Origin of the sequence: Hymenobacter rigui (assembly GCF_003944715.1) — a bacterium.
Classification (GTDB): domain Bacteria; phylum Bacteroidota; class Bacteroidia; order Cytophagales; family Hymenobacteraceae; genus Hymenobacter; species Hymenobacter rigui.
This window is the reverse complement of the sequence record NZ_RWIT01000001.1, coordinates 263112-288914: the sequence shown is the minus strand read 5'-3', so window position 1 is coordinate 288914 and position 25803 is coordinate 263112. Positions and strand designations below refer to the sequence as shown.

The following is a 25803-nucleotide window of genomic DNA, read 5'->3' as shown; positions in this document are numbered from 1 at the left end:
GCCCGTTGGCAGGCCGCTGGGGGTGGTGGGTGGGGTGGTGATGTTCTAACGATTCGCCTCACCCCCCGGCCCCCTCTCCGGCAGAGAGGGGGAGCCAGACGACAATGGCGTTGAATGAACGGGTGAAGCAGCTGCTTGGGGAACTGCTGTTGGGGCCAGTTGCTGCTTGATGAGCTGCGCCAGGGTGTCGGCGTACACGCGGTGCTCCACGGCCAAGCCGCGGCGCTCTACTTCGGCCAAGGTATCGGCCCCGCGCAGGTCAACCGGGTGCTGGGCCAGGATGGGGCCGGTGTCGAGGCCTTCGTCCACCAGATGCACCGTGATTTTGGTTTCGGGCAGGCGGTTCTCGAAGGCCCACTCGTAGGCGTGCAGGCCCTGGTGCTGGTGCGTGTCGGCGGGGTGAATGTTGAGGATGCGTCCCACAAACGCCCGGATGAACGTGGGCGACAGAATCCGCATGTAGCCGGCCAGCACCACGTAATCGGGCTGGTACTGGCGCAGCACCTCCACTACCTCGGCGTCAAACTCGGCCCGCTTGCGGCCCTGGCTGCTGCGGCTGGCGGTGGGGCAGCCCAGCCCGGCGGCCGTGGCTAGTCCGGGTGCGTCGGGCACGTTGCTGAACACCACGGCTACTTCGGCCAGCTCCTGCAGCACGCCGTGTTGCACGGCGTTTACCAGGGCCACCATGTTGGAGCCCCGGCCCGACAGCAGAATGGCCAGGCGCGCTTTGCGGGTGCTATGGTTACCAGTTTCCTGCAAGGGTCGGTTCCGGCCGCTGGCCGATGTCGGTGCGGATGTACACATCCTGGAAATTCACTTTTTCTGCTTCGCGGTACACGTGCTGCACGGCGTCCTCCAGCTCCTCGCCGTGGCCCACCAGCACCAGCACCCGGCCGCCGTTGGTCACCAGCTCGCCGGTTTCGGTGCGCTTGGTGGCCCCGTGGAAGGCCAGGATGCTGGGATGCAGCTGATCGAGGCCGGTGATGGGGAAGCCGGTGGGGAAGCTGGCGGCCGGGTAGCCGCCCGAGGCCAGCACCACGCCCACGTAATGGCCGCGCCGCTGGCGCACCACCGTTTGCTGCAGCGTGCCGTCGAGGGTGGCTTCAATCAGCTCCAGCAGGCTGCTTTCCAGGGCGGGCAGCAGCACTTCGGCTTCGGGGTCGCCGAGGCGGGTGTTGTACTCGAGCAGCTTGGGGCCCTGGGGCGTGAGCATGATGCCGAAGTACAGGAAGCCGTTGAAGTCGAACTGCTCGTTTTGCAGGCCGCGCAGGGTGGGGTCCACAATATCGGTGCGGATGGCGGCCAGTACGTTGTCGTCGCAGAAGGGTACGGGGCAGTAGGCGCCCATGCCGCCGGTGTTGGGGCCCTGGTCGCCGGCCAGCAGCTGCTTGTGGTCCTGGGAAGGGCTGAGCAGCCGGATGCGGTTGCCGTCGGTGATGCCGATGATGCTGATTTCGGGGCCGGTGAGCTTTTCTTCGAGCAGGAAGCTAAACCAGCCGCTGTGCAGGCGGGCCAGGTCGTCGAGGGCGGCGTGGGCTTCCGCTACCGAGGAGCACACGTACACGCCCTTGCCGGCGGCCAGCCCGTCGAACTTCACCACTACCTGCCCACTGAGCTCGGTAGCTTTGGCGCGGGCGGCGTCCAGCTTGTCGCTGCGGAAAGGCCAGGCCTGGGCCGTGGCCACGCCGTGGCGGCGCATGAAGTCTTTGCTCCACACCTTAGAGCTTTCCAGTGTAGCGCCCGCCCGCCCCGGCCCGAACACCCGGATGTCGGAGCCATGGAAGAAGTCGGTAACGCCCGCCGCCAGCGGGGCTTCGGGGCCTACTACCACCAGCTTCACGCCGTGCTCCTGGCAGAAAGCCTGAATGGCCGGGAAATCGGTAGCGCTGATTTCGGGGTGACTGTTGGGGATGCCGGCGTTGCCGGGCAATACGTGCACGGTGGCGCCGTCGCGGGTCAGTTTCCACGCCATGGCGTGTTCCCGGGCCCCGCTGCCGAGGAGTACGATAGGGTTATTGCTGGTGCTCATGAACGGTAGAAGCAATAAAATCGGAGCGAAACAAAACCATCAGCCGATGGTCGTAATAGTCGGAGCCGAGTTTCAGAAACTGGCGCTGGTAGCCGTATTCCACGAACCCCAGGCCTTGATAAAGGCGCGTGGCGGCCGTGTTACCGGCTACCACGCCCAAGGAAATCTGCTCGAGGCCGGGCAGCGCAAAGGCGGCTTCCAGCGTGGCCTGCATCAGCCGGCGCCCCAGGCCGTGACCCGCGTAGGTCGGGGCCACGCACACCTGCCGGATTTCGCCCTGGTGCTGCACTTTCTGGCGCGACGCCCGCACAAAACCACACATGCCCACTAGTTCGTCGGCGGCAAACGCGCCCAGCACAAACGCCTCCGGGTTACCGGCCCGAATGTGCTGCTCAAACGGCAACTCTCCCACCCGCTCCTCTTCCTCGGCCGACGACCCGAAGCTGGCCGGGTATTCGGCCAGGCAGGCCAGCCGAAGCCGCCGGTAAGCCGGGGCATCCTGGGGCTGGAGGCGACGAATGGTGCAGGGTTCGGACATTGGGCGAAGTACGGGCGAAAAAGCGGTTGCGGAGGCGGGCAGAGTGGTTTTAGCTAATGTCGTCAATGGAAATGATCCGGTCCTCCGCAAACTGAAATACCGACCTACCCTGCAGCTGCAGCGCGTCGCCCGCTTTCAGGCTGTTGGGAAAATCCACCGCCGCCACGGCCAAGTAGTCGATGCGTACGTCGGCGCGGTTGTCGGCGAACTGCCAATCAGTGATGCGCTGCTCGCGCTGCGAAAAATACGATTTGGCTTGCTCGGCCTGCTGGCGGAAGCTCTCCTTGCCCGTGGTGGTCAGATTTACTTCCCCGCCGGAAATATTGCGAAACACCACCTCCTCGTGCAAATGGCGCAGCATACCCGCTACGTCGAAGGCATTGTACGCTTCGATGTAGTCGGTTACCAGCTTTTTTGCCTGCGAGGACTCCATGCTACTTGGCGTCTTGGATGATACCGGCGTGCACCAGGTTGCGCACCATGCGGGCCTGCATATCGTCGTCGTTAGAAGATGCAGCGGGCAGCGGGGCGCCGGTGATACGCTCGTAGATATCGAGGTAGCGGCGGGTGGCCTCGGCCGAAACTTCGGGCGTGAGGGCGCGGGGGTACTGGCCGTCCTGCTTGTGGGCAATCAGCCACTGGCGCACGTACTCCTTATCCATCTGCTCGGCGGCCTCGGGGTTGCGGGCATAGTCGTCGGCGCTCCAGAAGCGCGACGAGTCGGGCGTGTGAATTTCGTCAATCAGCAGCAGCTCCCCGTTGCGCAGCCCGAACTCGTACTTGGTATCCACCAGAATGATGCCGCGCTCGGCCATCCACCGGGAGGCAAAGTTGAACAGCTCCAAGGCCTTCACCCGCATCTGCTCGTACAGCTCCTGCGTCACCCAGCCTTCGGCCACCAGGTTCTCGGGCGTAATCTCCCGGTCCGATTCCTCCTTGGTGGTGGGCGTCACGATGGACTCGGGAAACTGTTGGTGCTTGGTCAGGCCGTCGGGAACGGTTACGCCCGAGAAGCTGCGCTGGCCCTGCTGGTAGCCACGCCACATGGAGCCGGTGAGGTAGTGGCGCACCACCATTTCCACCCGGATGGGCTCGGCCTCCTGGGCCAGCGTCACGTTGGGGTCGGGCAGGCTGATGACGTGGTTGGGGATGATGTGCCGGGTTTTGTCGAACCAGAACGCCGCCAGCCCGTTGAGCACGGCCCCTTTGTGCGCCACGGGCGTTTCCAGCACCGAGTCGAAGGCCGACAGGCGGTCGGTAACCACAATCAGCCGCTCACCCGACGGGGCGCGGAACGAGTCACGAACTTTGCCACGGTGCAGGAGTTCGAGCTGGGGCGTTTCGAAGTGGTTGAGGGTGTTCATGCAGCGTGAGTTTATCAGGTCGTGCGGGCGAAGTGCCTCACCCCCCGGCCCCCTCTCCAGGGGGAGAGGGGGCGCCAGGCGTCCTTAATTCTTTACAGAGTATTGGAGTAGAGCAGCACTTATTTTTTGCAGCACGGTAGGCAGTTGGTGCAGTACCTGTCCATTGGTGAAACGGAGCACATGGTAGCCTACCCCTTCCAGTTCATAGGTGCGGCCGGAGTCGTACTCGGCTTGTCCTGCTTCATCGTGTACTTCACCATCCACTTCCACAATCAGGTTGTGCTGGGTACAGATGAAATCCACAATGAACTTACCAATGGCGTGCTGCCGACGGAACTTAGCGTCGTCCAGCTGCCGGTTACGCAGAGCCTGCCATAACACATCTTCGGCCGGAGTAGGCTCGCGGCGCATCTGTCCGCTAAATGGCTTCAAACGTTCGTACCACAGAGTCTTGTCCGCCGTCAGTCGTGGCCAATTCCCGGCTTCCTGCTGCTCATCTTTCCTTACTTGCTCAACGTCAGGCTCCCCCTCTCCCCCTGGAGAGGGGGCCGGGGGGTGAGGCAACGACGCCACATGCTCCACAATGTTGCGGAACAGCCACGCCCCGTCGCCCTCCTCACTCAGGCCGGGGGTGGCACGCTTGCGGCGGGCCCAGTCGGGGTGGTTGTAGAGCGAGAGGAAGGCCTCGGGGTGGGGCATCAGGCCGAATACGCGGCCGGTGGTATCGGTCAGGCCGGCGCAGTTGAGGTCGGCGCCGTTGGGGTTGAAGGGGTACACGTCGGTGGGGCCACCGTCGAAGTCGGCGTAGGTGAGGCAGTTCAGGCCGCGGGCCTCAATGGCGGCGCGGGTGGCCTCGTCCTGGATGATGAGGCGGCCTTCGCCGTGGCGCACGGGCACTTCCAGCGTGGTGAGGCCCTTCAGGAACGGCGTGGTGGCGCGGGGGTTGACGGTCAGCTTCACCCAGCGGTCCTCGTAGCGGCCCGAGGCGTTGTGCGTGAGGGTTACTTCGGGCGTGACGGTGCCGCTCAGGTCGGGCAGCAGGCCCAGCTTCACCAGCACCTGGAAGCCGTTGCAGATGCCCAGCACGTGCTTGCCGCCGGCCACAAACTCCTTGATATCGTCGAGCAGCGTGCGGCCTTCGGCGTTGCGGCGGTAGCGCAGCTTGTTGGCCAGCACCACGCCCGAGCCCAGGTCGTCGCCGAAGGAGAAGCCGCCGGGGAAGTTCAGGATGTCGAAGTCATGGATGCTCACGTGGCCGTGCAGCACCTGGTTCAGGTGCACGATGGTGGCCTCAGCCCCTACCAGCCGGTAGGCGGCGGCAAATTCCTCCTCGCAGTTGATACCAAAACCGGTCAGGATAAGCGCCTTTACTGGTTGTTGGTTGTTAGTTGTTGGTTGTTGGGCCGCTTCCGCTTTTTTCAACGGTTCACTGGATTCGTGGCCGGGGTCTACGCTTTTGAAGCCGGGCAGCACGATTTCGCCTTCCCGGGTTACCACTTCGTGGCCGGGGTCGTCGTGCTGGGGGCGCGGGGGCGTGTGCTGGTCCGGCAGTTGGGGAGTCTGTTCCATGATTAATGCGCGGTTTCGGGGTGGCCGAAGCCGATAATGCGGTTTACCGGACCGTTGGTCCACTCGTGGCGCAACGCCGCCGTGCTGGCCGAAATAACGGTTTTACCCGCCTGCCGCACCGTCAGCTGCCCGTTCTGCGTTACCCAGCCCAGGCGTGTGGCGCGCCCGCCGAAGTGCTGCTCAAAGGCCACCACGTCCTCGGGAGCCACCGTGGCCACAAACCGGGAGTGCGACTCCGAAAACAGCTGCACGTGCACCGGCAGGCCTTTCGGTAGCTCTACCTCGGCCCCGAAGCCGTGGCCAAACGTGGCCTCGGCCAGCGCCACCGCCAACCCGCCGTCCGACAGGTCGTGGCAGCTCTGAATCAGGCCTTGGTCGTTGGCTTCGCCCATGAGAATATACAGGGCTTTGGCCTGCTCGAAGCGCACCTGGGGCACGTTCGCGCCCAGCTCACCGAAAAGGTGGTAGAACTCCGAGCCGCCCAGCTCGTCGTAGGTTTCGCCCAGCAGGTACACCACGTCTTCGGCCTGCTTGAAGTCGGAGGTGATGGTGCGGCGCACGTCGTCCAGCTTGGCCGTCATGGAGTACAGCACCGTGGGCGGCACCGAAATCTTCACACCATCAGCCTTGAAGTCGTTCTTCATCGAGTCCTTGCCCGAGGTGAGCGGGATGCAGTAGGCCGCCGTGGCGTCGCGCAGGGCCTGGCACATGCGTACTAGCTTGGCCAGCTTGTGCTTGCCATCGGGGTTGCCCACAGGGTCGTACACAGAATCGGGCACGCAGAAGTTGTCGTTCACCGACCAAAAGTTGCCGTCGCCGTAGCTCAGGTTGGGCAGCTTGCCGCCCACGGCCACAATCTGGCGCACGGCCTCATCGAACGCGCCGGCGGACATGTGGTAGGCGTCCAAATCACCGAAGCGGGGCAGAATGCCGTTGCTCACGGCCACTCCTTCCCAGCTCTCGAAGTTGAAGCGCACCACGGCCGCATCCTGCGGAGCCTGGCCGGTAGCGCCCATCAGGGGCTTGATGATGGTGCGGCCCTTCACCTCGTGGTCGTACTGCCGGATCACCGACTCGCGGGAACAGATGTTGAGGCTGCCCAGCAGGCGGGTCAGTGCGTCGGTGTAGTCGGTGGCAGGGGCCAGCGCGGGTTCCTGCGCCGTGGGCTTGCTCCACTCGGCTTCCAGCACTTTACGCGGCACGCCGTCGTGCAGGAAGTGCATATCCAGGTGGGCCACCGGCTCGCCGGCGAAGCGCACGTCGAGGTAGCCGTCGGCGGTGAAGTAGCCGATGTCGGTCAGCTCCACTTCCATTTCCCGGCCCAGGACCAGCAGCTCGTCCAGCTTGGCGGGCTCCACGGCCAGCGAAAACCGCTCCTGCGACTCCGACACGAAGATTTCCCAGGGCCGCAGGCCGGGGTACTTCAGCGGCACGCGCTCCAGCTCCACCACGGCCCCGCCGCTGATGGTGGCCAGCTCGCCGATGCTTGACGAGAGGCCGCCCGCGCCGTTGTCGGTGCTGCACTTGATGAGGCCGCGGCGCGTGGCCAGCAACAGGAAATCCATGGCCAGCTTCTGGGTGATGGGCGAGCCAATCTGCACGGCCGTGGCGGGCGAGGTTTCATCCAGCTCAATGCTGCTGAACGTAGCACCGTGGATACCGTCTTTGCCCACCCGGCCGCCGGCCATGATGATGCGGTCCTGCGGGTCAATCTTCTTCTCCCACGAATCGAGGCCGGCCAGCTGCATGGGCATCACGGCCCCGGTGCCGCAGTACACCAGCGGCTTGCCGGCGTACCGGTCATCAAACACGATGCTGCCGTTCACGGTGGGCACGCCCGACTTATTGCCACCATCCTCGATGCCCTTGCGCACACCCTCAAAAATGCGGCGCGGGTGCAACTGGTTGCTCAGCAGGGTGCCGTTGAACTCGGGGTTGCCGAAGCACAGCACGTTGGTGTTGAACAGGAGCCGCGCGCCCCCGATGCCGGTCGCCAGCGGGTCGCGGTTGTTGCCCAGAATGCCGGTAATGGCCCCGCCGTAGGGGTCAATGGCTGAGGGTGAGTTGTGCGTTTCCACCTTCCACACAAACAACGACTCGGGGTTAATGCGCACGGCCCCGGCGTTGTCCGAAAACACCTTAATCAGCCAGTCGTTGCCGTTGGCGCGCAGCTGGCGGTCCACCTCGGCGGTGGCGTCTTTGATATAGGTTTTGAACAGGGAATCTACTTCGAACTCCTCGCCTGTGTCGGCATCCTTGTACTTGATCAGGGCCGAAAACTCCTTGTGCTTGCAGTGCTCCGACCACGTCTGGGCAATGATTTCCAGCTCGCAGTCCGTCGGGTCCTGGGGCAGGCCGGCAGCCTGGCGCTCTTCCCGGATGCTGGTGTAATGGTCGCGCACGGCGCGCATTTCCTCCAGGTTCAGGGCGTAGAGGTTATCTTTCGACAGCTTCAGCAGCGCCTCATCCGAGAGGCCCACCAGCCCCACCGTCTCCGTAACGGATTCGGCCCCACCGCCCGGCCGCGGCGTGTAGTCGCGGATCTGGGCAATGGGGCCGACTTCGAAGCGGTTGATGAGCTTGTTGCCCAGCAGCTCTTGCGCGAGCTGGCGCAGACTACTTTCGGGCAGGGCTTCTTCGAGGAAGTAAAGCCGTTTCGAGAAGATGTGCTGGGTATGGGTGTCGAGCGGCTCGTTGAGGAAGTCGCCGAGGGCGTTCTGGGCCGAAATACCTTCGTCGTCGGTGACGCCGGGCAGCTTGGCCACGAGGATGTAGCTCTGGTAGTGGGCGCCGTGGCGGAACTCGTCGAGGGCTACCTCGTGCAGCACCGGGTCCTGGAGGCAGTGGGTAGCGAAGTCGCGCAGCTGCTGGTCGGTGAGGGGGTAGCGCACCGTGTAGAGGGCGGTGCTTTGCACGCGGCCGGTGTGCAGGCCGAGGTGGCGCTGGGCCGCTTCGGCTACGCGCTGGCCCTCGCCGTCGTGTTGGCCGGGCTTAAGCAGCAGCTGGATGGTTCTTTGGGGAGATTCCAAAAGAGGGAGGTTTGTCTATTTTTCGGGTTTCCCACGCCTGGCGAAATTGCCATCGTGAGGAAGCATACCCGCCCGGGGTACGCCGAAAATGCCTTGCCGCGGGGCCGGTTGCCGCCGTCGGTAGGTTTAAGAAAACGCTTTATCGGGCCGACTGCCCGGTTTCACCACCGGAATGTTTGCCCGGCACAGCGGGCACTCATCGGGTGCGTAGGTAGCCGCCGTGACCGGCAGCAGGGCAAAGTTCGGAAAAGAAAGGTCAGCTTTCCCACTGGTGCGGTCAATTAAACTGGCCACGGCCAAAACTTTTGCGCCCAGGCTCGTCAGTACCCGCGCTACCTCGTTGGTGCTCTTGCCGGTAGTCACCACGTCCTCGGCAATGATAATTTTCTGGCCGGGCTCGATGGTAAAGCCGCGCCGCAGGGTCATCTGGCCCGCATCGTCGCGCTCTGTGAAAATGCCGGGCACGCCCAGCTGCCGGGCCATCTCGTAGCCAATCACCACGCCGCCCATGGCCGGGCCCACTACCACATCGGGCTGCAAGCCGGCCTCCTGAATCCGGCGGGCCAGCTCGGCCGCGGCCGGCGCGGCCAAGTCGGGGCGGCGCAGGAACCGGGCGCACTGCACGTAGGTATCCGAATGCAGGCCCGACGACAGCCGGAAGTGCCCGCGCAGCAGCGCATCTTCCTGCAACAGCTGCTGCTCCAGGGTTTCGGGGGTGAGGTCGGTGGTCTGGGGGGAAGTCAAGGGAGGTACTCTATTGTGATATGGGAAAAAAGGACAATTCAGCACGTCATGCTGAGCTTGCCGAAGCATCTCTACCCTTCGTATGGGCCGTTACACGAAGCGGTAGGGATGCTTCGACAAGCTCAGCACGACAATTGCTGTGGCAACGTCAGCACGCGAGATTCCTCGCAAGCTCGGAATGACGTTCAGAATTACGCCGTCACCGGCCGCAGCTGATTCATCTGCTCCACCAGTTCCCGGGCGGCAGCGGCGGCATTTTCGGCCTGCCACAGGGCGCGGGAGGTGTTGATGAGCAGGCCGGTGCCATCGGGGCGCAGGCCGGCGCGTAGCGTGGCGGCCAGGTCGCCGCCCTGGGCACCTACGCCGGGCACCAGGAACCATTGGTCGGGGCAGAGGACGCGCAGGCGGGCCACGGCTTCGGAGTTGGTAGCACCTACCACCAGCCCAATGCCGCCGTGCTGCTCATCGAGCTGCCGGGCTACGCGGGCGGCGCAGTCGGCCAGCGTGCCGCCGCGGGTGAGGGCCACGTCCTGCAGCGAGTGAGCGGGCTTGTTGGAGGTTTTAGCCAGCGCAAACACCAGCTTGCCGGGCCGGGCGAAGGGCACAATGGCGTCGTCGCCCATGTAGGGGTTCACCGTCACGCCGTCAGCCCCAATCACGTCGTAGGCGAAGCGGGCGTAGTGGTCGGCGGTGTTGGCAATGTCGCCGAACTTCCCGTCCAGAATCACCGGAATGCCATCCGGCACGCGCTGCACGGTTTCGCGCAGCAGCTGCACCCCGTTTTCCCGGCTCAGGAAGAAGGCCAGGTTGGGCTTGAAAGCCGCGGCGTATTCGCTGGTCTGGTCAATCACCTCGGCCAGCCGGCGGGCTACCTGGGCATCGTCGCCCACGGGGTCGAGCCCCACGCAGAGCAGCGTGTGGGCGGCTTGTACTCGGTTCAGGAGGGTTTGCATGGGCGGGTGGGATGTGGAAAATTTAGAGAATGTGCGAAATGTGCAGGATGGAGGAAATATGGGAAGTAGAGCGAATCCGGCGTTCAGAACCGGTCCACACGGAGCGCACTAAGTCCCTATACGTTTTCCACAGTATTCACATTCTGCACAGTAAACTGACACTCGGCCGCCAGGCGGGCCGAGAGGCCGGGCTCCAGCCACTCGCCGCTGGCAATCTGCACGGCCGAGGCCCCGCAGCGCAGGTAGTCCGTCACGTGGCTGGCCGTGAATATGCCGCCCGTTCCGAAGATGGGCAGCGTAATCCGTTCATCGTGGGCCAGTTCCCACACGCAGCGCAGGGCCACGGGGCGCAGGGCCTCGCCCGAGAGGCCGCCTACCACGGGCGCGGCGGTGGCGTCGTCGGGCAGGTGCAGGGCTTTGAGCAGGTTGGTGGCAGCCAGGGCGGTGGCCCCGCCCTCCTGGGCCCCCAGGGCCAGACTGCGGATGTGCTCGGGCCAGGGCGGCAGCTTCACCACCACAGCAGCCTGGGGCGGCAGCTCGTTGCGCACGGCCTGGGTGGCCTCGCGCACGAAGCGGGCCGTCAGCTCCTCCCCTTTCTCGGTATCGGGCTGGGCAATGTAGACCTCCACGCCGGCAATCAGGTGGCCCACCTCACGGGCCAGGAAGCGGGCAATTTTGCGGAAACCGGGAATGCCCGGGGCCGTGATGCTCACAAACACCGGCACCCCGAAGCGGCACAGCGCGGGCAAGTGCTCCTGCACCAGAATCTCGGCGCTTTCGGTGCGCATGTGGGTGGCGTTGAGCAGCGTCTGCTCGTTTACCTGCCAGATACCTTCCTCGTAAAGCCCGGGCTTGGGCTCCATGGTCACGGTGCGAGTGAAGATGGCGCCCAGCCGCTCGTAGCCCGTTCCATCTAGCTGCCAGGCCGCGGCCGACAGACATACCGGGTTGTGCAGAGTGAGTTGTCCGAGTTGCATAGGTTCTAAAAAACTATGATTTCCTGCTGGCTCTGTCCCTATCCAAGAGGCCAGCCGGCGGGAAATCAGGTGATGTTGTGCAAGTTAGTTTCATAGAAACCTCCCTGCTGCTATAAATTTCCCGAACATGCGGAGTGGGCAATTCGCGGACCGACATACGTGTCAGAATCCCCCCTGATTTCTATCACCCCGCTTCCTTGCACCACCCCGCCCCGTTGCCGCTGTTGGGTGGGTAACGGGTATTCAGTATCATTCTGAGTTTTGAGCTATTAGTCGTCAATTACGGGTTAGCTGTCATGAAAATCTCTAGGCAGATACCGATTCCGGCAGACCTGCCCGGGCACAAAAAAACCGCTTCGGAAAACCGGAGCGGCGGGAGCGGTAAAACCAATAGAAGCGCAGGGATCAACGGGAAAAACGGTCTTCCGATCATCTCGCAGAACACCTTTGTAGAGGGTTCCGCGCTCCATCAGGCCATGTTGATTGAAGTGAAGCACGTTGCAAAAGTACCACTTCGAATATACCACGCAAGAGAGCCAAGATTACCTTTATGTTACCAAAATGTTACGTACCTGTTTTTCATCGCCCTACTAGTTGCCGTTCAATTAGCATGCATATATCTGTTTATCAACACGCTCCATATATGATCAAGATGTCGCATTTTCAATACACACTTGTATACAATGTTTGTCGGCATTCGCCATAACCATTTATTCATATACATTCAAAAATTTGCATTATTAGAAATATGCAAAACATTTGAACTACTTGCACTATTATAGTGTATGAATTCCGTGGAACACGGATAAAATTCATCCCGCGGCCAGCCCAGTCGCCTATTCTCTTTTTGATTCCTGGAAATAAATTCGAGCCCGAAGTCTTAACATATTCATAATAGACTTATTTTTATACAAGCATCTGCTCTCGTGTTACCTTTGTTTCTCTGGGTGTTTTCGTCGTTTTTTCTCTTCCTTTCTTCTTCTGCTATGAAAAAAGTGCTACTAGGTTTGCTTGTGAGTGGGATGATGGCACTAGCACCAGAAGTGTGGGCCCAAACCTCGGTTCCTGCTCCCGTTGAATATACCGAACGGGTACCGGCTGAAGGTGCCGGCCGGGTAATGCTTTACAACAGGGCCCTCGACTGGGCACAGAACAAGTTCTCCTATAAACCTATTTCCAACCTGAAGGCAACGGAGGCAGCCAGCACTATTCGGGTTACCGGCACTGGCACCGTGAAGCAGTTGGACAGTAAAGGCAAGGACCAGCCCGTAACGGTGCTCTTCGATTTTGTTTTTCAGGCCACCGACAACAGCTACACCTACACGGTAGGCTCGTTCCAGGTGGTAGCCGACCCTAAGCAGCCTTCCCAACTGGTTGCCTTTGATGAATACCGGACACTGCTGCAGGCAGAGCGCAACAATGACAAAACGCGCAATGACCGGCGGATTACAGCCCAGGCCAACTCTATGGCCAGCGAGGCAGCCATGTCGTTCCGATCCTACATGAACAGCCAGCCGGCTGAAGGCAATGTGGGCTTGGCAGGCGAAAACTAAGTTTCGCACAGCTTTCCCGTTATCATTGAAAGGCCCGACAGCGCAATGCTGCCGGGCCTTTTAATGATAACGGGAAATGTACTACTCAACTTCCGGGGTGTAGCGCGTCAACAGGTCGTGAGTGCGGGCCGGTAGCTCACGGGCATCCAGCACCATAAAACCATCCAGTGTGTTGTTGAAGCCGGGGTCGAGGTTAAACCCGATGATACGGGCATTTTGCCGCAGATATTGCCGCAACAGCACTGGCAGGCCGCTTCCGCCCGGCTCCAGTTCCGTAATCAGGCGGTTCAGATCATGCAGGTTATGCAGCCCCGCCTGGAGCACCGCTGCCGAAGAGCAGCCGGGCAGTGGCCGGTAGCGAAACTGCTTTCGGGGCCGCACCAGCGCCGCCAAAGAAGCATCCGAGAAATGCTGCTGCAGGTAGGTTACCATCACTTCTTTCGACAGGGCCGAGAACCGATTGCTGATGCTCACGGGGCCAATGAGGTAGCGGTACTCCGGATGCCGGGCAATGTACTCGGCAATACCGGCCCAGAGCAACCCCAGTGGCAGAGGCTGCTTCTGATATTCAGCCCGCACAAAGGAGCGCCCCAGCTCCAGCGACTCGCGCAGCAGCGGTACCAGCTCTTTCCGCATCCGAAACAGCGAATGCAGATAGAAGCCACGCTTGCCCAGCTCGCGCACAATACTACGCCCCCGCCCGATCCGGTACGCTCCCACAATGCGGCGGCTGGCCCGGTCATACAGGAACAAATGTCGGTAATAGTCATCGTACTGGTCCAGGTCGGAAGCCTGGTTGGTACCTTCACCAGCCCCTCTGAAAGTAAGCTCCCGTAGGCGGCCTATTTCCGGCAGTACGTGCGGCAGTTCAGCTTTTTTGGCCACATATACCTCCCAGTGCTGAAAGCGTACTAAGCAGCGGCTTGGCCGCAGGGCATTGATATCCGCTTCCAGCGCATCGGCCTGCGTTTCCGGTGCCAGCGTGGCGGGGGGTAACGACGGCAATCCTGTCCGGGCCCCAGCAGCAAGGCTGGCATCGAGGGCATATACCCGGGCCCGCAGGTATGAGAGCCGCTCCGGCGCCGGCATGGCTGCCAGCTCAGTAGCTGGCACCAGTTTGCCGATACGCACTTGTACCGTTTGCCCGCGCTTATTGAGCAGCTCAGCCGGCAAGCGTGCCGTTCGCAGAAACGGATGCAATAATCCCAGCACATTGAAGGAAACACTGTTCCGTCCGCTTAGCCACACCGGCAGCACGGGTACCCGCGCCACCTCCAGCAAACGCCCCGCCGTTGGGTTCCAGGCAGGGTCCAGCGGCGGCCGAAACGGGGTAAACTGATGGGCTACCTCCCCGGCCGGAAACAGGCCCACCGGGACATCATTGTGCAGGTACCGCAATATCTGCCGCACCTGGCCGGAATTACGACCCGCATCCTGTTTCTCCGTGCTGACCAACGCCAGCTGCTCTGGTAGATTCGTCAGTAACGGAGCCAACAGCTCATTGGCCACCAGCACAAACTCCGGCCGCACCTCGCTTAGTACGTGCAGCAACACCAGTCCATCCAGCATACCGCACGGGTGGTTGGCCACGGCTATGAATGCGCCCTGCACCGGCACGCGCCGCAGCTCAGCGGCATCATACTCTATGGTAATGTGCAAATCCCGTAGCAGCTGAGCAACAAACTCCCGACCGGAAAGATGGCAATGCCGCTCATATAGGTGCTGCAGTTCCCGCAGTTGTGCTACCCACTGCCACAGCGGCTGCAGCAACGGGCGTTTGTAGCGCCCGGCACCATTGCTGAATAGCGGAAACGAATTTGATAACTGGTCCATATCCCACTGGCAGAGCCGGACTTACTGCGGCTTTGTCCTCAGCATCAAACTTCGCAAACTGCTATTAGCTCCGCGTTACGAACACATTATGAAAACTTTAAGAACCTCCCCCAAAGCCTCTTAAAGGAAGAAGCCGCGTTGCAGCGCGGCTTCTTTACTCCCTCACCAGTACAGCGACACTCTTCACTCAGTACAAACCTACAGGGTTTTGTCTGACCACTGGTACTTATTAGACTAAGTAACAGAAATTTAAAGTGAGGGCTTGTTTATGGTCGATGAACGCCCGAAAGGGCCCGCTAACCGTCTTCGCATAAGTACCCATGTATACAAAAGCCCGACCAGTAGGTCGGGCTTTTGTATGAGTCTGCCCAAGGGTTAGTATCAGCTGGTGGGGCCGTTATCCACTTTAGCTTCAATGGTTGTTTGCACCGACGAGGATACGGCAGACAACAGGTCGTAGCCAGTAGCAGCTTCAATGGCGTTTACCGTGGTGCGATAAGTGCCCCAGGTAGTGCTGAGGGAGTTGTCGTTGGGCGTATCAATGGCAATAACGCGGGTGCTGGTGGTTACGCGGGCTGCGTCGCCGGTACCAACGGGCAGTACCACAATTACCTTCCAGCACCGGGCTGGCACCGTTATGCGGCCGGCATCGATGGTGGCAGCGTACCCATTGGAGCCCGTGCCGCCTTTGCCGTAGCTGCCGCAGATGATGTACAGCTCGTTACCGGCATCTACCAGGGTACGGCAGTAGTTTTCCAAGCTGGCCCACGTACGCTGGTTGTTGTTGGGCGCCTGCGGCATCATATTGGTCATCAGAAAAGTAGCGGAGTTATCTGCTACGGAGCCGGTACGGTCGGCCGAGGGGCAGTTATGGCCCCGGTCGAAGCCCGAGCCGCTGTAGCTAGTGCTTCCTGCGCGGTACCAACCCGAAGGCAGCGTGGCATCGGCCGAAAAGTTATCCTGACGGGCAGTGCTGCCCAGCCAGGCGCTGCTCAAATGCCAGCTTACCCAGTTCGGAATACCCCGGTCGCGGTGATACGACATGGAGTATTGCGTTTTGTTCATGAGGTAGTTGGTGTAGTTGGTAGTGCTGGTGGTAGCACCGCTGGGGTTGCCCAGGGCCATGTTACCGTCGCGCGTGGCGGTGGCATCGGCACTTTGGGAGGAGGCGCTGGGGCTGGTGGCCGGAGCGACAGCATCTTTGGAGCAGGACACAACGACACTGGCTACCATGGCCAGACTCAGAATACGAACAAGGGTACGCTGCATGGTGGTTGAAGAGAGGTGTTTGGTTGGAAAGCAGGAAAGAGGAGAATGAGATTTCAGCCGCAAAAATGTCGGTTAGCTTCGGGATGAATGTTATCAGAATATTATCATTTTCCAAAGATGAGACAACGGCCCAAAATGAGAATTTCTATTAAACATTTACGCATATCTTTTTGGAATTTGGCACTTTAGATACTACCCCTCTTCCAGCACTTCTTCTGCGTCCTTGCTGTCGCATATTCTATTTTCGGTATATCAGCACGCCATTGCCTGTTCTGTATATCAAGTAGTATAAACCACCTATCCGCATAAACGCAGAACTCCCCGCTGACCTGCAACAGCGGGGAGTTCATTCAACAAATAATACAACTAGTTGGGTGGATAGCTATAGAATAGATAAAGGTTATGGCTGTACTACGAGTCGTTTAGTGCCGAGGCGTTGGCCTGCTTTATTAATAAGCGTTACCTGATACAGGCCCGGCTGCAGGCGCGACGCCGGGATATAGGCCCGGGCATTGCTCACCGTTTCGCGGCTCACTTCGTTACCCATCTGGTCGTACACGGCCACTTGGTATTTCGTGCCCATTTTGTCGGCGGGCAGTTGCATGCGTACTTGTTGCGAGGAAGAGGCCGGGTTCGGATATACATTGAAGATGACTACCGGCGGCCGTACCGATACGGAGGCTACCTGCGAGTACGACTCCTGCCCGTTCAGATCCACAATGCGCAGGCGGTAGTAGAGCGTCGGGGCACTCTGCGAAATACCGTCGAAGTCACGGAAGAGGTACTGGCGGTTGGTGTTGGAGTTGCCTGCCGCATTCACGCGGCCCAGCGCCTGAAAGCTGCCCGAAGCCGACAACGCCCGCTCCACAATAAAGTGGCTGCTGTTGGCTTCGGCACTGGTCTGCCAGCTGACATCAATAGCCCCGTCGCTGTTGGTAGCGCGCAGATACGTCAGGGTTACCGGCGACGAAACCGGTACTGTAATGGTAGTGGGGAACCCGCTGGGGGCATCATCCGCAAAGGCGTAATAAATACGGGCGTCGTTCAGTGCCGAAATACCGTTGGTCAGTTCCAGCTCTACCCACTCAAAGCTGCGGGTAGTGCGGAAGGAAATTTCCTGCTTGCCATCGGCCAGCAGCTCCAGCGAAATCAGCGAGGGGTCGGTAATGGTTTCGGCCAGCTCCGAGCCGTCGGCACCGGCATAGGTTTTCACCCGGATGTTGGTGAGCAGCTGTGCATCAATGAGGCCGGTAGCCAGGCCCAGCACTACCCCGGCGCGGTTACCACCGATACCGGCACCGTTCAGCCGCATTTTCAGGCGGGTGCTGCCGCCTACTGCCAGCAGGGAGTTCTTGGAAGCATAATTACCGGTCAGGTTCTGGTCAACGGCCAGGTCGGGGTTGTTGATGGCGCAGTTCACGCAGGCCAGACTGCTGCCGTTGACCTGATAGTTGCCGGCCGTACTGGCGAAGCTTGACAGGCGCGGGGTCAGGTCGCGGAAAACGCGGGGCTCAACCCCGAAGCCGTAGTATACCTGCAGATTATCCAATACGCCCAGCAGGCTTACCCGCCGGATTTCCACCCGATCAAATGGCTTGGTAGTAGCCATATGGATATTATACTGCCCCGAGGGCAGCAGGCTCAGGCTGAGCAGGCCCGCTCCGGTACCCGTCTCCTGCACAGTATTGCCCAGATAAGTAGTCAGGCGCAGCCCTGAGAGCAGTGAAGCATCCAGCAGCCCACGGCTGCCCAGCACGAAGCCGGCGTAGTATCCGGCCGGTGCCGTGCCTTCCAGCTGCGTCTGTAGCGAGGTGGGGCAGCTCAGGTCTGCCAACGCACCCATGGTGGCATAGTTAGTCAGGTCAGTATCAACGGCATTGGCAGGGTTGCTCACGTTGGAGTTCACGCATACCGTAATACCATTGTCTGTAGCAGTGGTACTATAGTTAGCGGCCGTGGGCGTAGCAAAGCGCGACACGTAACCGTTGGCCGTGGTGATACGGTTTGAGCCGATGCCGTACGCATAGAACACTTTCAGCTGGTAGCCCAGCGAAACCAAAGAAGCCGCTTCAATCTCAATCTGGTCGAAGGGCCGGCTGGCCGTAAACTCCAGTGGCATGGGGGCCGTGGAGGCAGAGCCCAGCAGCGCCGCGGCCACGTTAGCATCAACCACCTTGGTTTCCTGCAATTGCGAAGCGCCACCATTGCTGCTTAGGTACGTCCGGATTTTGATAGCCGAAACCAGGTCCACCCCCAGAAGATTCAGCAGCCCACCCTCGCGGGCTACTACAATGCCTGCCCGGTGCCCAACTGGCACGAGGCCGTCCATGTCCATGCGCAACTTTAGGGTTTGCGTCAACAGCGTGCTGGCGGGTACATTGAGCGTGGCCGCCGTGTTAAAATCGGCGTCGGTGGCGTACTCAGGATTGGATACGGAACCAAAACAGGTGGTGATGTTCAGGATAGTGTTGCACTCCCGAATGGGCGTAGCCCCGGATATCCCAGAGTTGGAATAAATAGGTGGTGTAGTGCCTTGGGCCAGCGCCTGCGTGCAGGCACACAAAGCCACTAAAAGGGCAGAAACCAAACGCCGTGGCGTTAATACGTAGAAATGACTCATGTACAAGTAATAAAAGAGGGAAACCAACAGCAACTCATTGACTACCAATGACGTGTATGGCAAGAAAGTAGCCATTCTTATTATTCATCATTAACTATTTGAAAAACAGATACTTACCTTAAATATGAATTCTATATATTGTCTCAATACGAAACAATTGTTCCTAAATAGAGAAACACTAGTATCCAAGCGAAAAGCCCCCTATACTCGCACAGCCACCTGTTTTCCCAAAAACAAAAAACACAACTCAACTCCCCTCTACGCCGTTTTTTCTACTGTTCTGCTTTCCGTCCTTTCCTTTTTTGTCTCGAGCTATGAGTATCTCAATACCTATTACCATTTTCATTGTTGAAGACAACGCCTGGTACGGCGAACTGTTGGAATACAAACTGGCTCAGAATCCCGATTTCACCATTCGCCGCTTCACCACTGCCCAGGCCTGCTTAAGTCATCTTTCCGAAAAACCCGACATCATTACTCTCGATTACTCACTGCCCGATGGTAAGGGTGACCAAGTATTGCAGCAGATTCAGGAGCGGCTCCCCGATGTAGCCGTTATTGCCATTTCGGGTCAGGAAGATGTTCGGACAGCTATTGGTTTGCTGCGCCAGGGAGCCTACGATTACCTGGTGAAGGATGAAGAAACGGCTGACCGCCTGTGGAACTCCGTCAACAACATTCGTAAGCAACTGGCCCTACGCCAGGAAAATACCCGCCTGAAAGAGCAGATTGGCCAGAAATACACCCCCGAGCGGGCTATTCTGGGAAACAGCCCCCAGATTCAGCATCTCTATAGCCTTATTGATAAGGCAGCCCGCACCAACATCACCGTTTCTATCAGCGGCGAAACCGGCACGGGGAAAGAGTTGGTAGCCAAAGCCATCCATTTTCGCTCGGAGCGGCGCGACGCAGCCTTTGTAGCCGTGAATGTGGCGGCTATTCCACGTGAGTTGCTTGAAAGTGAGCTGTTCGGCCACGAGAAAGGCGCTTTTACCGGTGCCGTGAGCAAGCGCATCGGCCGTTTTGAGGAAGCCCATAAGGGTACACTCTTTCTGGACGAAATTTCGGAGCTGGACCTGAGTCTGCAAGCTAAGCTGCTCCGCGTGCTGCAGGAGCGGGAAGTAGTACGGGTGGGCAGCAATACGCGCGTTCCGTTTGACGCCCGCCTGATGGTGGCCACCCACCGCGACTTGGGTCAGGAAGTGAAGGAAGGTCGCTTCCGGGAGGATTTGTACTACCGCCTGCTGGGTCTGCCTATTCTTCTGCCTCCCCTGCGTGAGCGGGGCCAGGATGTGCTCCTGCTGGCCGACGCGTTCCTGCACGAGTTCTGCACCCAGAACAGCATGGTCACCTGTTCCATTTCGGAAGCCGCCCGACAGAAGCTGTTGCACTACAACTTCCCCGGCAATGTTCGTGAGCTGAAAGCGGTGGTGGAGCTGGCCGCTGTACTGGCCGAAAACGACCAGATACACCCCCAGGACTTACCATTGCGCCATCCGCAAGCCGGCCAGAATGAAACACCCCTGATAGGCAATGAATCGTTGCGCACCCAGACGGCCGCCATTGTGCAGCGCTACCTGGATGCACATAATGGAAATATTTTGCAGGTAGCAGCCAAACTGCAAATCGGGAAGTCTACTATTTATCGTATGGTTCAGAACAACGAAATCCGTATCCGGTAACGCCCTGTATGCGCAGAAGGCGCAGCGGCCCTCAGGCTTTTCCCTGCTGGGCAGTTATAGCCGGTTGCGCATCGTAGGCTTCATCATTACAATAGGCTATGAGTTCTATCAGTCAGCGCCACTGGGGCCGCCAGTTGCGCCATGCCCAACGCTCGTGGCATACCGCGCAGACTGCCTGTGCCGAGGCTCAGCAGCAACTGGCGGAACTGCGGGCCCGCTCGCAGGCATCGACTGCCCAAGCCAGCGCTCTGCTGCAAACCATGACAACGGCTATTCTGGCAGAAAACCAGGACCACGTCATTACGCTCATCAATCAGCGAATGTGTGACCTGTTCCACCTGCCCGGGTTACCGGCCGACTACATGGGCCAGCGCTCCGGAAACCTGCATACCAGCTGCGTAATTCTGGAAGAGGCAGATACGGTGCGGCAACAGAATACCCGGATAGTAGCCGCGCAGGAACGCAGCAGCGGCCTGCTGCTACGGCTGCGCGACGGACGGATTGTGCAGCAGGATTATCTGCCGGTAGTGCAGAACGGCGTGACTGTACTCCACATCTGGAGCTATGAGGACGTAACGCAGCAGCAACTGGCTCAGCGACGGGTACAGGAGCTTAGCCAACTGACGGAGCAAAGTCCGCAGCCGACCATTCGGTTCAACCAACAGGCCGAGGCGCTATATGCCAACCCGGCGGCAGCACCGGTACTGGCCGCCTTCACGCACCCCAATGAAGAGGCCTGCCGCCATCGGATTCAGCAGGAGATACGGGCAGCCCTGGCCAGCGGGGAGCCGCGCACAGTGGAGCAGCCTCTCGGCAGTGAGTTTTACCTCTGGACGATTGCCCCGCTGCCCGTTGAACAGGAAGCCAACCTCTACCTGACCACCATTACCGAGCGGCGGCGCGCCGAAGCCGACTTGTTGCGCAATCAGTTATTTACTACCCGCATTAATGATACGGTACCCAACATCGTATTTATTTACGACCTGCACACCACCTCGCTGCAGTATTGCAACAAACAGGTAGAAACCATACTGGGATATTCAGTTGAGGAAGTACTAGGTATGGGGCCTGATATGGTCCGTCAACTGATACACCCTGATGATCTGCTGATTTCTGAGGCCAAAACCAGCGACCGGCACCTTATGCAGGATGCAGAGGTCCTGACCTCCGAATACCGCTTCCGACACCGAAATGGCTCGTGGCGGTGGTTGAGCCTGAAAAGCACCTGCTTTACCCGCCTGCCCAACGGCCGGGTGTGGCAGCTGGTGGGCTCGGCAGCCGATGTATCTGAGCGGCGCGAAACCGAAGAGCAGCTCCGCCAGAGCCGCCTGTTTGTGGAGCGTGTGACCAATACCACACCCAATCTGATTTATATTTATGATGTAGCGAAGCAGGCCAATATCTATTGCAACCGTTTCGTGGAAACGATGCTGGGCTATAGTGAGGCAGAACTGCAGCGCATGGGTAGCAGTATGATCAACAGCCTGATGCCACCACAGGAAGCCCGCCGCCTGCAGCAGCATTTCGAAGAAGTGGCCCGCTGCACCGACAGCGAAATTCTGCACCTAGAGTACTTTCTGTACCACCGGAACGGCTCCATCCGGTGGCTGCGCATCAGCAATACACCCTTTGCCCGGGATGAGCATGGCAATGTGACGCAGATTGTGGGCTCAGCGGAAGATATTACCCGCTGGAAAATTGCTGATGAACAGCGCCGCTCGGCCAACCGCCGTCTAGCCGAGCAGAACCGCTTGTTCCGGCAGGTAATTGATACGGTTCCTAACCTGATTTACCTCAAGGACGGGGACGGCAATTACATTCTGGCCAACCAAGCCACTGCGCATCTCTATAGCCTGTCTAACGAAGCCCTGCTGCAGACTCCAGTGACGCAACTACTGCAGAACTTCCCGGACCTGAAGCGTCATGTCGAGCAGGATGAGGAAGTGCTGCGCACCCAGCAGGAAGTGGACCTGGAAGATACATTTACGGATGCGCAGGGCCAGCTACGCTGGTTCCGAACGGTAAAACGCCCGTTCGTACTGGCCGATGGAACGGTGCAGGTGCTGGGAGTCGATAATGATATTACCGAGCTGAAGCAAACCGAGCAGGCCCTGCAACAGGCCAAGGAAATAGCCGAGCAGAATGCTCAGGCCCGGCAAACTTTCCTCACCAACATGAGCCACGAAATCCGTACGCCCATGAACGGTATTATGGGCCTGGCGGAGCTGCTCAGCAAAACTTCCCTGAGCCAGGAGCAGCACCAGTATCTGCATCACATCCGTCACTCGGCCGAAAACCTGCTGGTTGTCATCAACGACATTCTGGATATGGCCCAGCTGGGCGCGGGCCGGGTACGGGTAGATACCGTCCCGTTTGAGCTGCAGGAAGTACTGAAGGCCTGCTGCCAGGCCCTGCTACCCAAGGCAACCGAGAAGGGTATTACGCTGCGGCTGCAACTGCCACTGGAGCCGGGCCCCACCTGGGTGATGGGCGACCCATACCGGCTCCGGCAGGTACTGCTGAACTTGCTCAGCAACGCCATCAAGTTCACGGACAAAGGGCAGATATTGCTCGTGTGCCGGCAGGTGAGTCTGCCCACGGAGCCGCTTCAGTACCAGTTTTCAGTGATGGACACCGGCATCGGTATTTCGGCCGGGCAGCTTCAGCAGCTTTTCGAGCCCTTTACGCAGGCCTCCGCCAGCACCGCCCGCGAATACGGCGGCTCCGGGCTGGGCCTCAGCATTTCGCGGGGGCTGGTAGAGCTGCTTGGCGGGACGCTTACCGCCGAAAGCCGCTTGCACCATGGCAGCACGTTCCGCTTCACGCTGCCTTTCGTTGAGGCACAGCCCCCGGCGGTAGAACCCGCTCAGCCAGCGCCCAACTATCAGCAGTTGAAAGGCCGCCGCGTGTTGCTCACGGAAGATAATCCTGTTAACCAGTTGCTGGTGCAGGTAATGCTGAAGGGCTGGGGTATGGAGGTGGATACAGCTTCCTCGGGCGCGGAGGCCCTGCTACTCTTCCGGCAGCATTCCTACGATGTTATTCTGATGGATATTCAGATGCCCGGCATGGACGGCGTGGCTACCACCCACCTCCTGCGCCAGCACCCCAATGCTACTCGGGCAGCTACTCCGGTGGTGGCCCTTACGGCCCACGCTATGCAGGGCGAGGCAGAACGCTACCGACAGGCTGGTCTGGACGCGTACCTGTCGAAGCCCTTTCGGGAAGAGACGCTGTTTCGGACTATTGCGGAGTTGCTGCACTTGGAGGCCAATCCGGCTCTGGCTGCCGACCAGACTGCGCAAACCGCGGAACCAGTGGCTTTTACCCCCTCCTCAGAGCCGCTGTATGACCTGGAAAACCTGCGGCGCATTACCAATAATGATACGGCCTTTATTCAGCGACTTACAAACCTGTTCATCACCACTACCCCCCCGGTAGTAGCCGAAATGGAGCAGCATCTCGCCGCCCGGCAGCTGGAACCGCTGGGAGCTGCCGCCCATCATCTGAAAAGCTCCATTGACGGCCTGCAGGTACAGGCACTGCGGCCGGTGCTGCGGGAGTTGGAAACAGCGGCCTACGCCCCTGAAACCACCGACTGGACTGCTCTGGAAAGCCTCGTCCGCCAGGTCCGCCAGATTGCCGACGCGGTAATCGGGCAACTGCGGGAAGAATTTCCGACGTAATGAGGTGGCTCACTGCCCGGCGTCGTTGTAATATGCACCATGATTTCTGACGGCGCACCCGGCTCCGGCCCCCGAATTACGGACACGCTTATCATTGGGGCGGGCCAGTCCGGCTTGGCGGCGGCCTATTATCTGCAGCAGCGGGGCGTAGCGTGCCTGGTGCTGGATGAGCGGCCCACCGTGGGGCACATCTGGGCCACGCGGTATTCTTCGTTACGGCTGTATTCGCCGGCCTGGGCCAGCAATCTGCCGGGGCTGCCCTGGCCGGGTGCAGCCTCACGCTACCCCACGGCACAGGAGGCCGCCCGGTATCTGGCGCACTACGCCCACCATTTTAAGTTTTCCATCGAGCATAATCAGCGCGTTACGCTGGTAGAGCCTGCGCCCGGCGGCTACTTGGTGCACACTGCCGACGGTCGGCAATACAGCGCCCGGCGGATACTGGTGTGCACCGGGCCGTACACTGCACCCAAAATTCCGGATTTTGCTGCCACCCTGCATCCGGCGCTACAACAGCTCCATAGCAGCCAGTATCAGCACCCTCGGCAGTTGCCGGGTACGGGGCCGGTAGCGGTAGTGGGCAGCGGTAATTCAGCCCTACAGATTGCCGCCGATGTTGCCGCTACCGGCCGGCCGGTGGTGCTGGCTTTCGATGAGAAAACCCCGGCCGCCCCCAATAATACGGCCATGTGGCTGCTACTGCTGACGACGGGCATGCTGGAAGCTGGTCGGGACAAGTGGCTGGGCCGCTTCATGCGCAGCCAGCCGGAGCCGGTAGTACGGCAGGATCTGCAACACCTGCGCCGGCTGCCCAACGTGCAGTTCATTGGCCGGGCCCTACAGGTAACCGGTCCGACCAGCCTACGGGGGCAGTTAGCCGACACCCCTTCGCTGGATGCGGTAGTGTGGGCCACGGGGTACGCGCCGGACTACGGGTGGCTGCAGGTTCCGGGGGCGCTTACGGCAGCCGGTGAGCCGGCACAAAACCGGGGGCTGAGCCCTGTACCGGGTCTGGCGTTTCTGGGGTTGCCCTGGCAGCGCAACCGCCGCTCGGCCCTGATGGGAGGTGCCGCTGCCGATGCCCGGTACGTAATACAGCAACTACTGAAAAGCACATAATTATACTGCAACTTCGGCCGTACTCCTGGGGTTATAGGAGTGTACAGCACCTGCGCGGATGTACTTTACTGGTACCGAACCACGTTGCAGAACTGTTTCGTTTTCTTAATTCCTTTTTCGTATGACGCTGTTGATCTTCTTCGGAATTGCTCTGGCTACTGCCCTGCTCACGCTTGACACGGTACGTAACCTGAAAAATACACTCCAGCCCGTACCGGTACGGGTGCGAAATAACCGTTAATCCCGCTGCCATCAGGCAGAAAACGCCTCCCCGACCGGGAGGCGTTTTTTTTCGCCAGCTTTCTACAGCATAAAAAAAAGAGCAGCCCTGGAGCATTTTCTTCTAAAGAAAATGCATTGAGAGAAACCTAGCGAATTACCAGCTTCCGCATTTCGCTGGTATTATCTGATTCGAGCCGCACATAATACAGGCCGTTGGCAAATTTGCTCAAATCCAGTGTGCGGGTATATCGGTCATTGAGTTCCGTCAGCGTTTCGCGGTACATTACCGTACCAATTACGTTCAGAACGCGCAACTCAATTTTTCGACCCTCAAATCCATTGATGGCAATGTGTACAATACCGGTGCTGGGATTTGGATACACCAGTAGGGCGCGCTCTTCACTGGCGGGCCGGACCGCAACCGCCGGGCGGGGTGTAGCAGCCTGTGCCACAGCCGGCCGCGGACTGCCATGCAGGCCGGTGGTCAGCAATAGTAATAAAGAAAAAATGCGTAAGCGTTGCATCATAGAATACGTTAAGCGGGTGGGAAATATGCCCGGTCGGAATATGGAATAACGGCGGACAGCGGGTTAGGGTTTGCAAAAATACGATGGTA

The 25803-nt window shown here is 59.8% G+C and carries 18 protein-coding genes; 4 read left to right on the top strand and 14 right to left on the bottom strand.

Annotated elements, in window-relative coordinates; all coding sequences use genetic code 11:
- Positions 1-45: 45 nt before the first annotated feature.
- The 10 genes from purN to EI291_RS01180 form a co-directional block, all read right to left on the bottom strand.
- The gene (purN, locus tag EI291_RS01225; RefSeq protein WP_240635324.1) at positions 46-759 is read right to left on the bottom strand and encodes a phosphoribosylglycinamide formyltransferase; all 714 of its coding nucleotides are present in this window, start codon (positions 757-759) and stop codon (positions 46-48) included.
- A complete protein-coding gene (purD, locus tag EI291_RS01220; RefSeq protein ID WP_125417445.1) occupies positions 743-2029 on the bottom strand; it encodes a phosphoribosylamine--glycine ligase in 1287 nt (428 codons plus the stop codon). The genes purN and purD overlap by 17 nt, the downstream gene beginning before the upstream one ends.
- Complete coding sequence (locus EI291_RS01215; protein WP_125417444.1) at positions 2013-2567, bottom strand: GNAT family N-acetyltransferase; 555 nt, start codon at positions 2565-2567, stop codon at positions 2013-2015. Before EI291_RS01215 ends, purD begins: the two co-directional genes overlap by 17 nt.
- A 49-nt stretch (positions 2568-2616) precedes the next feature.
- Entirely contained in the window at positions 2617-3000 is a 384-nt protein-coding gene (locus tag EI291_RS01210; protein ID WP_125417443.1) for a nuclear transport factor 2 family protein, read from the bottom strand.
- Between the two features lies 1 nt (position 3001).
- Positions 3002-3931, bottom strand: a complete 930-nt coding sequence (locus EI291_RS01205; RefSeq protein WP_125417442.1) for a phosphoribosylaminoimidazolesuccinocarboxamide synthase — start codon at positions 3929-3931, stop codon at positions 3002-3004.
- 84 nt (positions 3932-4015) lie between these two features.
- A complete protein-coding gene (locus tag EI291_RS01200) occupies positions 4016-5500 on the bottom strand; it encodes a phosphoribosylformylglycinamidine synthase subunit PurQ (RefSeq protein WP_125417441.1) in 1485 nt (494 codons plus the stop codon).
- Between the two features lie 2 nt (positions 5501-5502).
- Entirely contained in the window at positions 5503-8529 is a 3027-nt protein-coding gene (locus tag EI291_RS01195) for a phosphoribosylformylglycinamidine synthase subunit PurL (protein WP_125417440.1), read from the bottom strand.
- A 126-nt stretch (positions 8530-8655) separates the two neighbouring features.
- Entirely contained in the window at positions 8656-9273 is a 618-nt protein-coding gene (gene pyrE, locus EI291_RS01190) for an orotate phosphoribosyltransferase (RefSeq protein ID WP_240635322.1), read from the bottom strand.
- 191 nt (positions 9274-9464) lie between these two features.
- Positions 9465-10226, bottom strand: coding sequence for an orotidine-5'-phosphate decarboxylase (gene pyrF / locus EI291_RS01185; protein ID WP_125417438.1), 762 nt, complete (start codon positions 10224-10226; stop codon positions 9465-9467).
- 116 nt (positions 10227-10342) lie between these two features.
- Positions 10343-11203, bottom strand: coding sequence for a dihydroorotate dehydrogenase (locus EI291_RS01180; protein WP_125417437.1), 861 nt, complete (start codon positions 11201-11203; stop codon positions 10343-10345).
- 986 nt (positions 11204-12189) lie between these two features.
- Between EI291_RS01180 and EI291_RS01175 the strand changes: the two genes are divergently transcribed.
- Positions 12190-12756 (top strand): DUF4468 domain-containing protein, encoded by a 567-nt coding sequence (locus EI291_RS01175; RefSeq protein ID WP_125417436.1) that lies wholly within the window; start codon positions 12190-12192, stop codon positions 12754-12756.
- 81 nt (positions 12757-12837) lie between these two features.
- Here the strand turns inward: EI291_RS01175 and EI291_RS01170 are convergent, their stop codons facing one another.
- The 3 genes from EI291_RS01170 to EI291_RS01160 form a co-directional block, all read right to left on the bottom strand.
- Positions 12838-14589, bottom strand: a complete 1752-nt coding sequence (locus tag EI291_RS01170) for a lysophospholipid acyltransferase family protein (protein ID WP_125417435.1) — start codon at positions 14587-14589, stop codon at positions 12838-12840.
- Positions 14590-14970: 381 nt separating this feature from the next.
- A complete protein-coding gene (locus EI291_RS01165; protein WP_125417434.1) occupies positions 14971-15858 on the bottom strand; it encodes a DNA/RNA non-specific endonuclease in 888 nt (295 codons plus the stop codon).
- Between the two features lie 400 nt (positions 15859-16258).
- Positions 16259-18445 (bottom strand): T9SS type A sorting domain-containing protein, encoded by a 2187-nt coding sequence (locus EI291_RS01160; protein ID WP_170172448.1) that lies wholly within the window; start codon positions 18443-18445, stop codon positions 16259-16261.
- A 347-nt stretch (positions 18446-18792) separates the two neighbouring features.
- Here EI291_RS01160 and EI291_RS01155 point away from each other — a divergent pair, with 347 nt between their 5' ends.
- From EI291_RS01155 to EI291_RS01145, 3 genes are all read left to right on the top strand, one after another.
- Positions 18793-20160 (top strand): sigma-54-dependent transcriptional regulator, encoded by a 1368-nt coding sequence (locus tag EI291_RS01155; protein ID WP_125417432.1) that lies wholly within the window; start codon positions 18793-18795, stop codon positions 20158-20160.
- Positions 20161-20258: 98 nt separating this feature from the next.
- Positions 20259-23846, top strand: coding sequence for a PAS domain S-box protein (locus EI291_RS01150; protein WP_125417431.1), 3588 nt, complete (start codon positions 20259-20261; stop codon positions 23844-23846).
- Positions 23847-23885: 39 nt separating this feature from the next.
- The gene (locus tag EI291_RS01145; RefSeq protein WP_125417430.1) at positions 23886-24965 is read left to right on the top strand and encodes a flavin-containing monooxygenase; all 1080 of its coding nucleotides are present in this window, start codon (positions 23886-23888) and stop codon (positions 24963-24965) included.
- A 368-nt stretch (positions 24966-25333) separates the two neighbouring features.
- Here the strand turns inward: EI291_RS01145 and EI291_RS01140 are convergent, their stop codons facing one another.
- Positions 25334-25714 carry a T9SS type A sorting domain-containing protein gene (locus EI291_RS01140; RefSeq protein ID WP_125417429.1) on the bottom strand — a complete coding sequence of 127 codons (381 nt, stop codon included), beginning with the start codon at positions 25712-25714 and terminating at the stop codon, positions 25334-25336.
- Positions 25715-25803 lie beyond the last annotated feature (89 nt).

Coding starts and splice junctions, on each gene's coding strand:
- purD (WP_125417445.1), bottom strand. CDS start 2,029: ATGAGCACCAGCAATAACCCTATCGTACTCCTCGGCAGCGGGGCCCGG.
- pyrF (WP_125417438.1), bottom strand. CDS start 10,226: ATGCAAACCCTCCTGAACCGAGTACAAGCCGCCCACACGCTGCTCTGC.
- EI291_RS01180 (WP_125417437.1), bottom strand. CDS start 11,203: ATGCAACTCGGACAACTCACTCTGCACAACCCGGTATGTCTGTCGGCC.
- EI291_RS01155 (WP_125417432.1), top strand. CDS start 18,793: ATGAGTATCTCAATACCTATTACCATTTTCATTGTTGAAGACAACGCC.
- EI291_RS01165 (WP_125417434.1), bottom strand. CDS start 15,858: ATGCAGCGTACCCTTGTTCGTATTCTGAGTCTGGCCATGGTAGCCAGT.
- EI291_RS01205 (WP_125417442.1), bottom strand. CDS start 3,931: ATGAACACCCTCAACCACTTCGAAACGCCCCAGCTCGAACTCCTGCAC.
- EI291_RS01215 (WP_125417444.1), bottom strand. CDS start 2,567: ATGTCCGAACCCTGCACCATTCGTCGCCTCCAGCCCCAGGATGCCCCG.
- EI291_RS01175 (WP_125417436.1), top strand. CDS start 12,190: ATGAAAAAAGTGCTACTAGGTTTGCTTGTGAGTGGGATGATGGCACTA.
- EI291_RS01200 (WP_125417441.1), bottom strand. CDS start 5,500: ATGGAACAGACTCCCCAACTGCCGGACCAGCACACGCCCCCGCGCCCC.
- EI291_RS01210 (WP_125417443.1), bottom strand. CDS start 3,000: ATGGAGTCCTCGCAGGCAAAAAAGCTGGTAACCGACTACATCGAAGCG.
- EI291_RS01140 (WP_125417429.1), bottom strand. CDS start 25,714: ATGATGCAACGCTTACGCATTTTTTCTTTATTACTATTGCTGACCACC.
- EI291_RS01170 (WP_125417435.1), bottom strand. CDS start 14,589: ATGGACCAGTTATCAAATTCGTTTCCGCTATTCAGCAATGGTGCCGGG.
- EI291_RS01150 (WP_125417431.1), top strand. CDS start 20,259: ATGAGTTCTATCAGTCAGCGCCACTGGGGCCGCCAGTTGCGCCATGCC.
- EI291_RS01145 (WP_125417430.1), top strand. CDS start 23,886: ATGATTTCTGACGGCGCACCCGGCTCCGGCCCCCGAATTACGGACACG.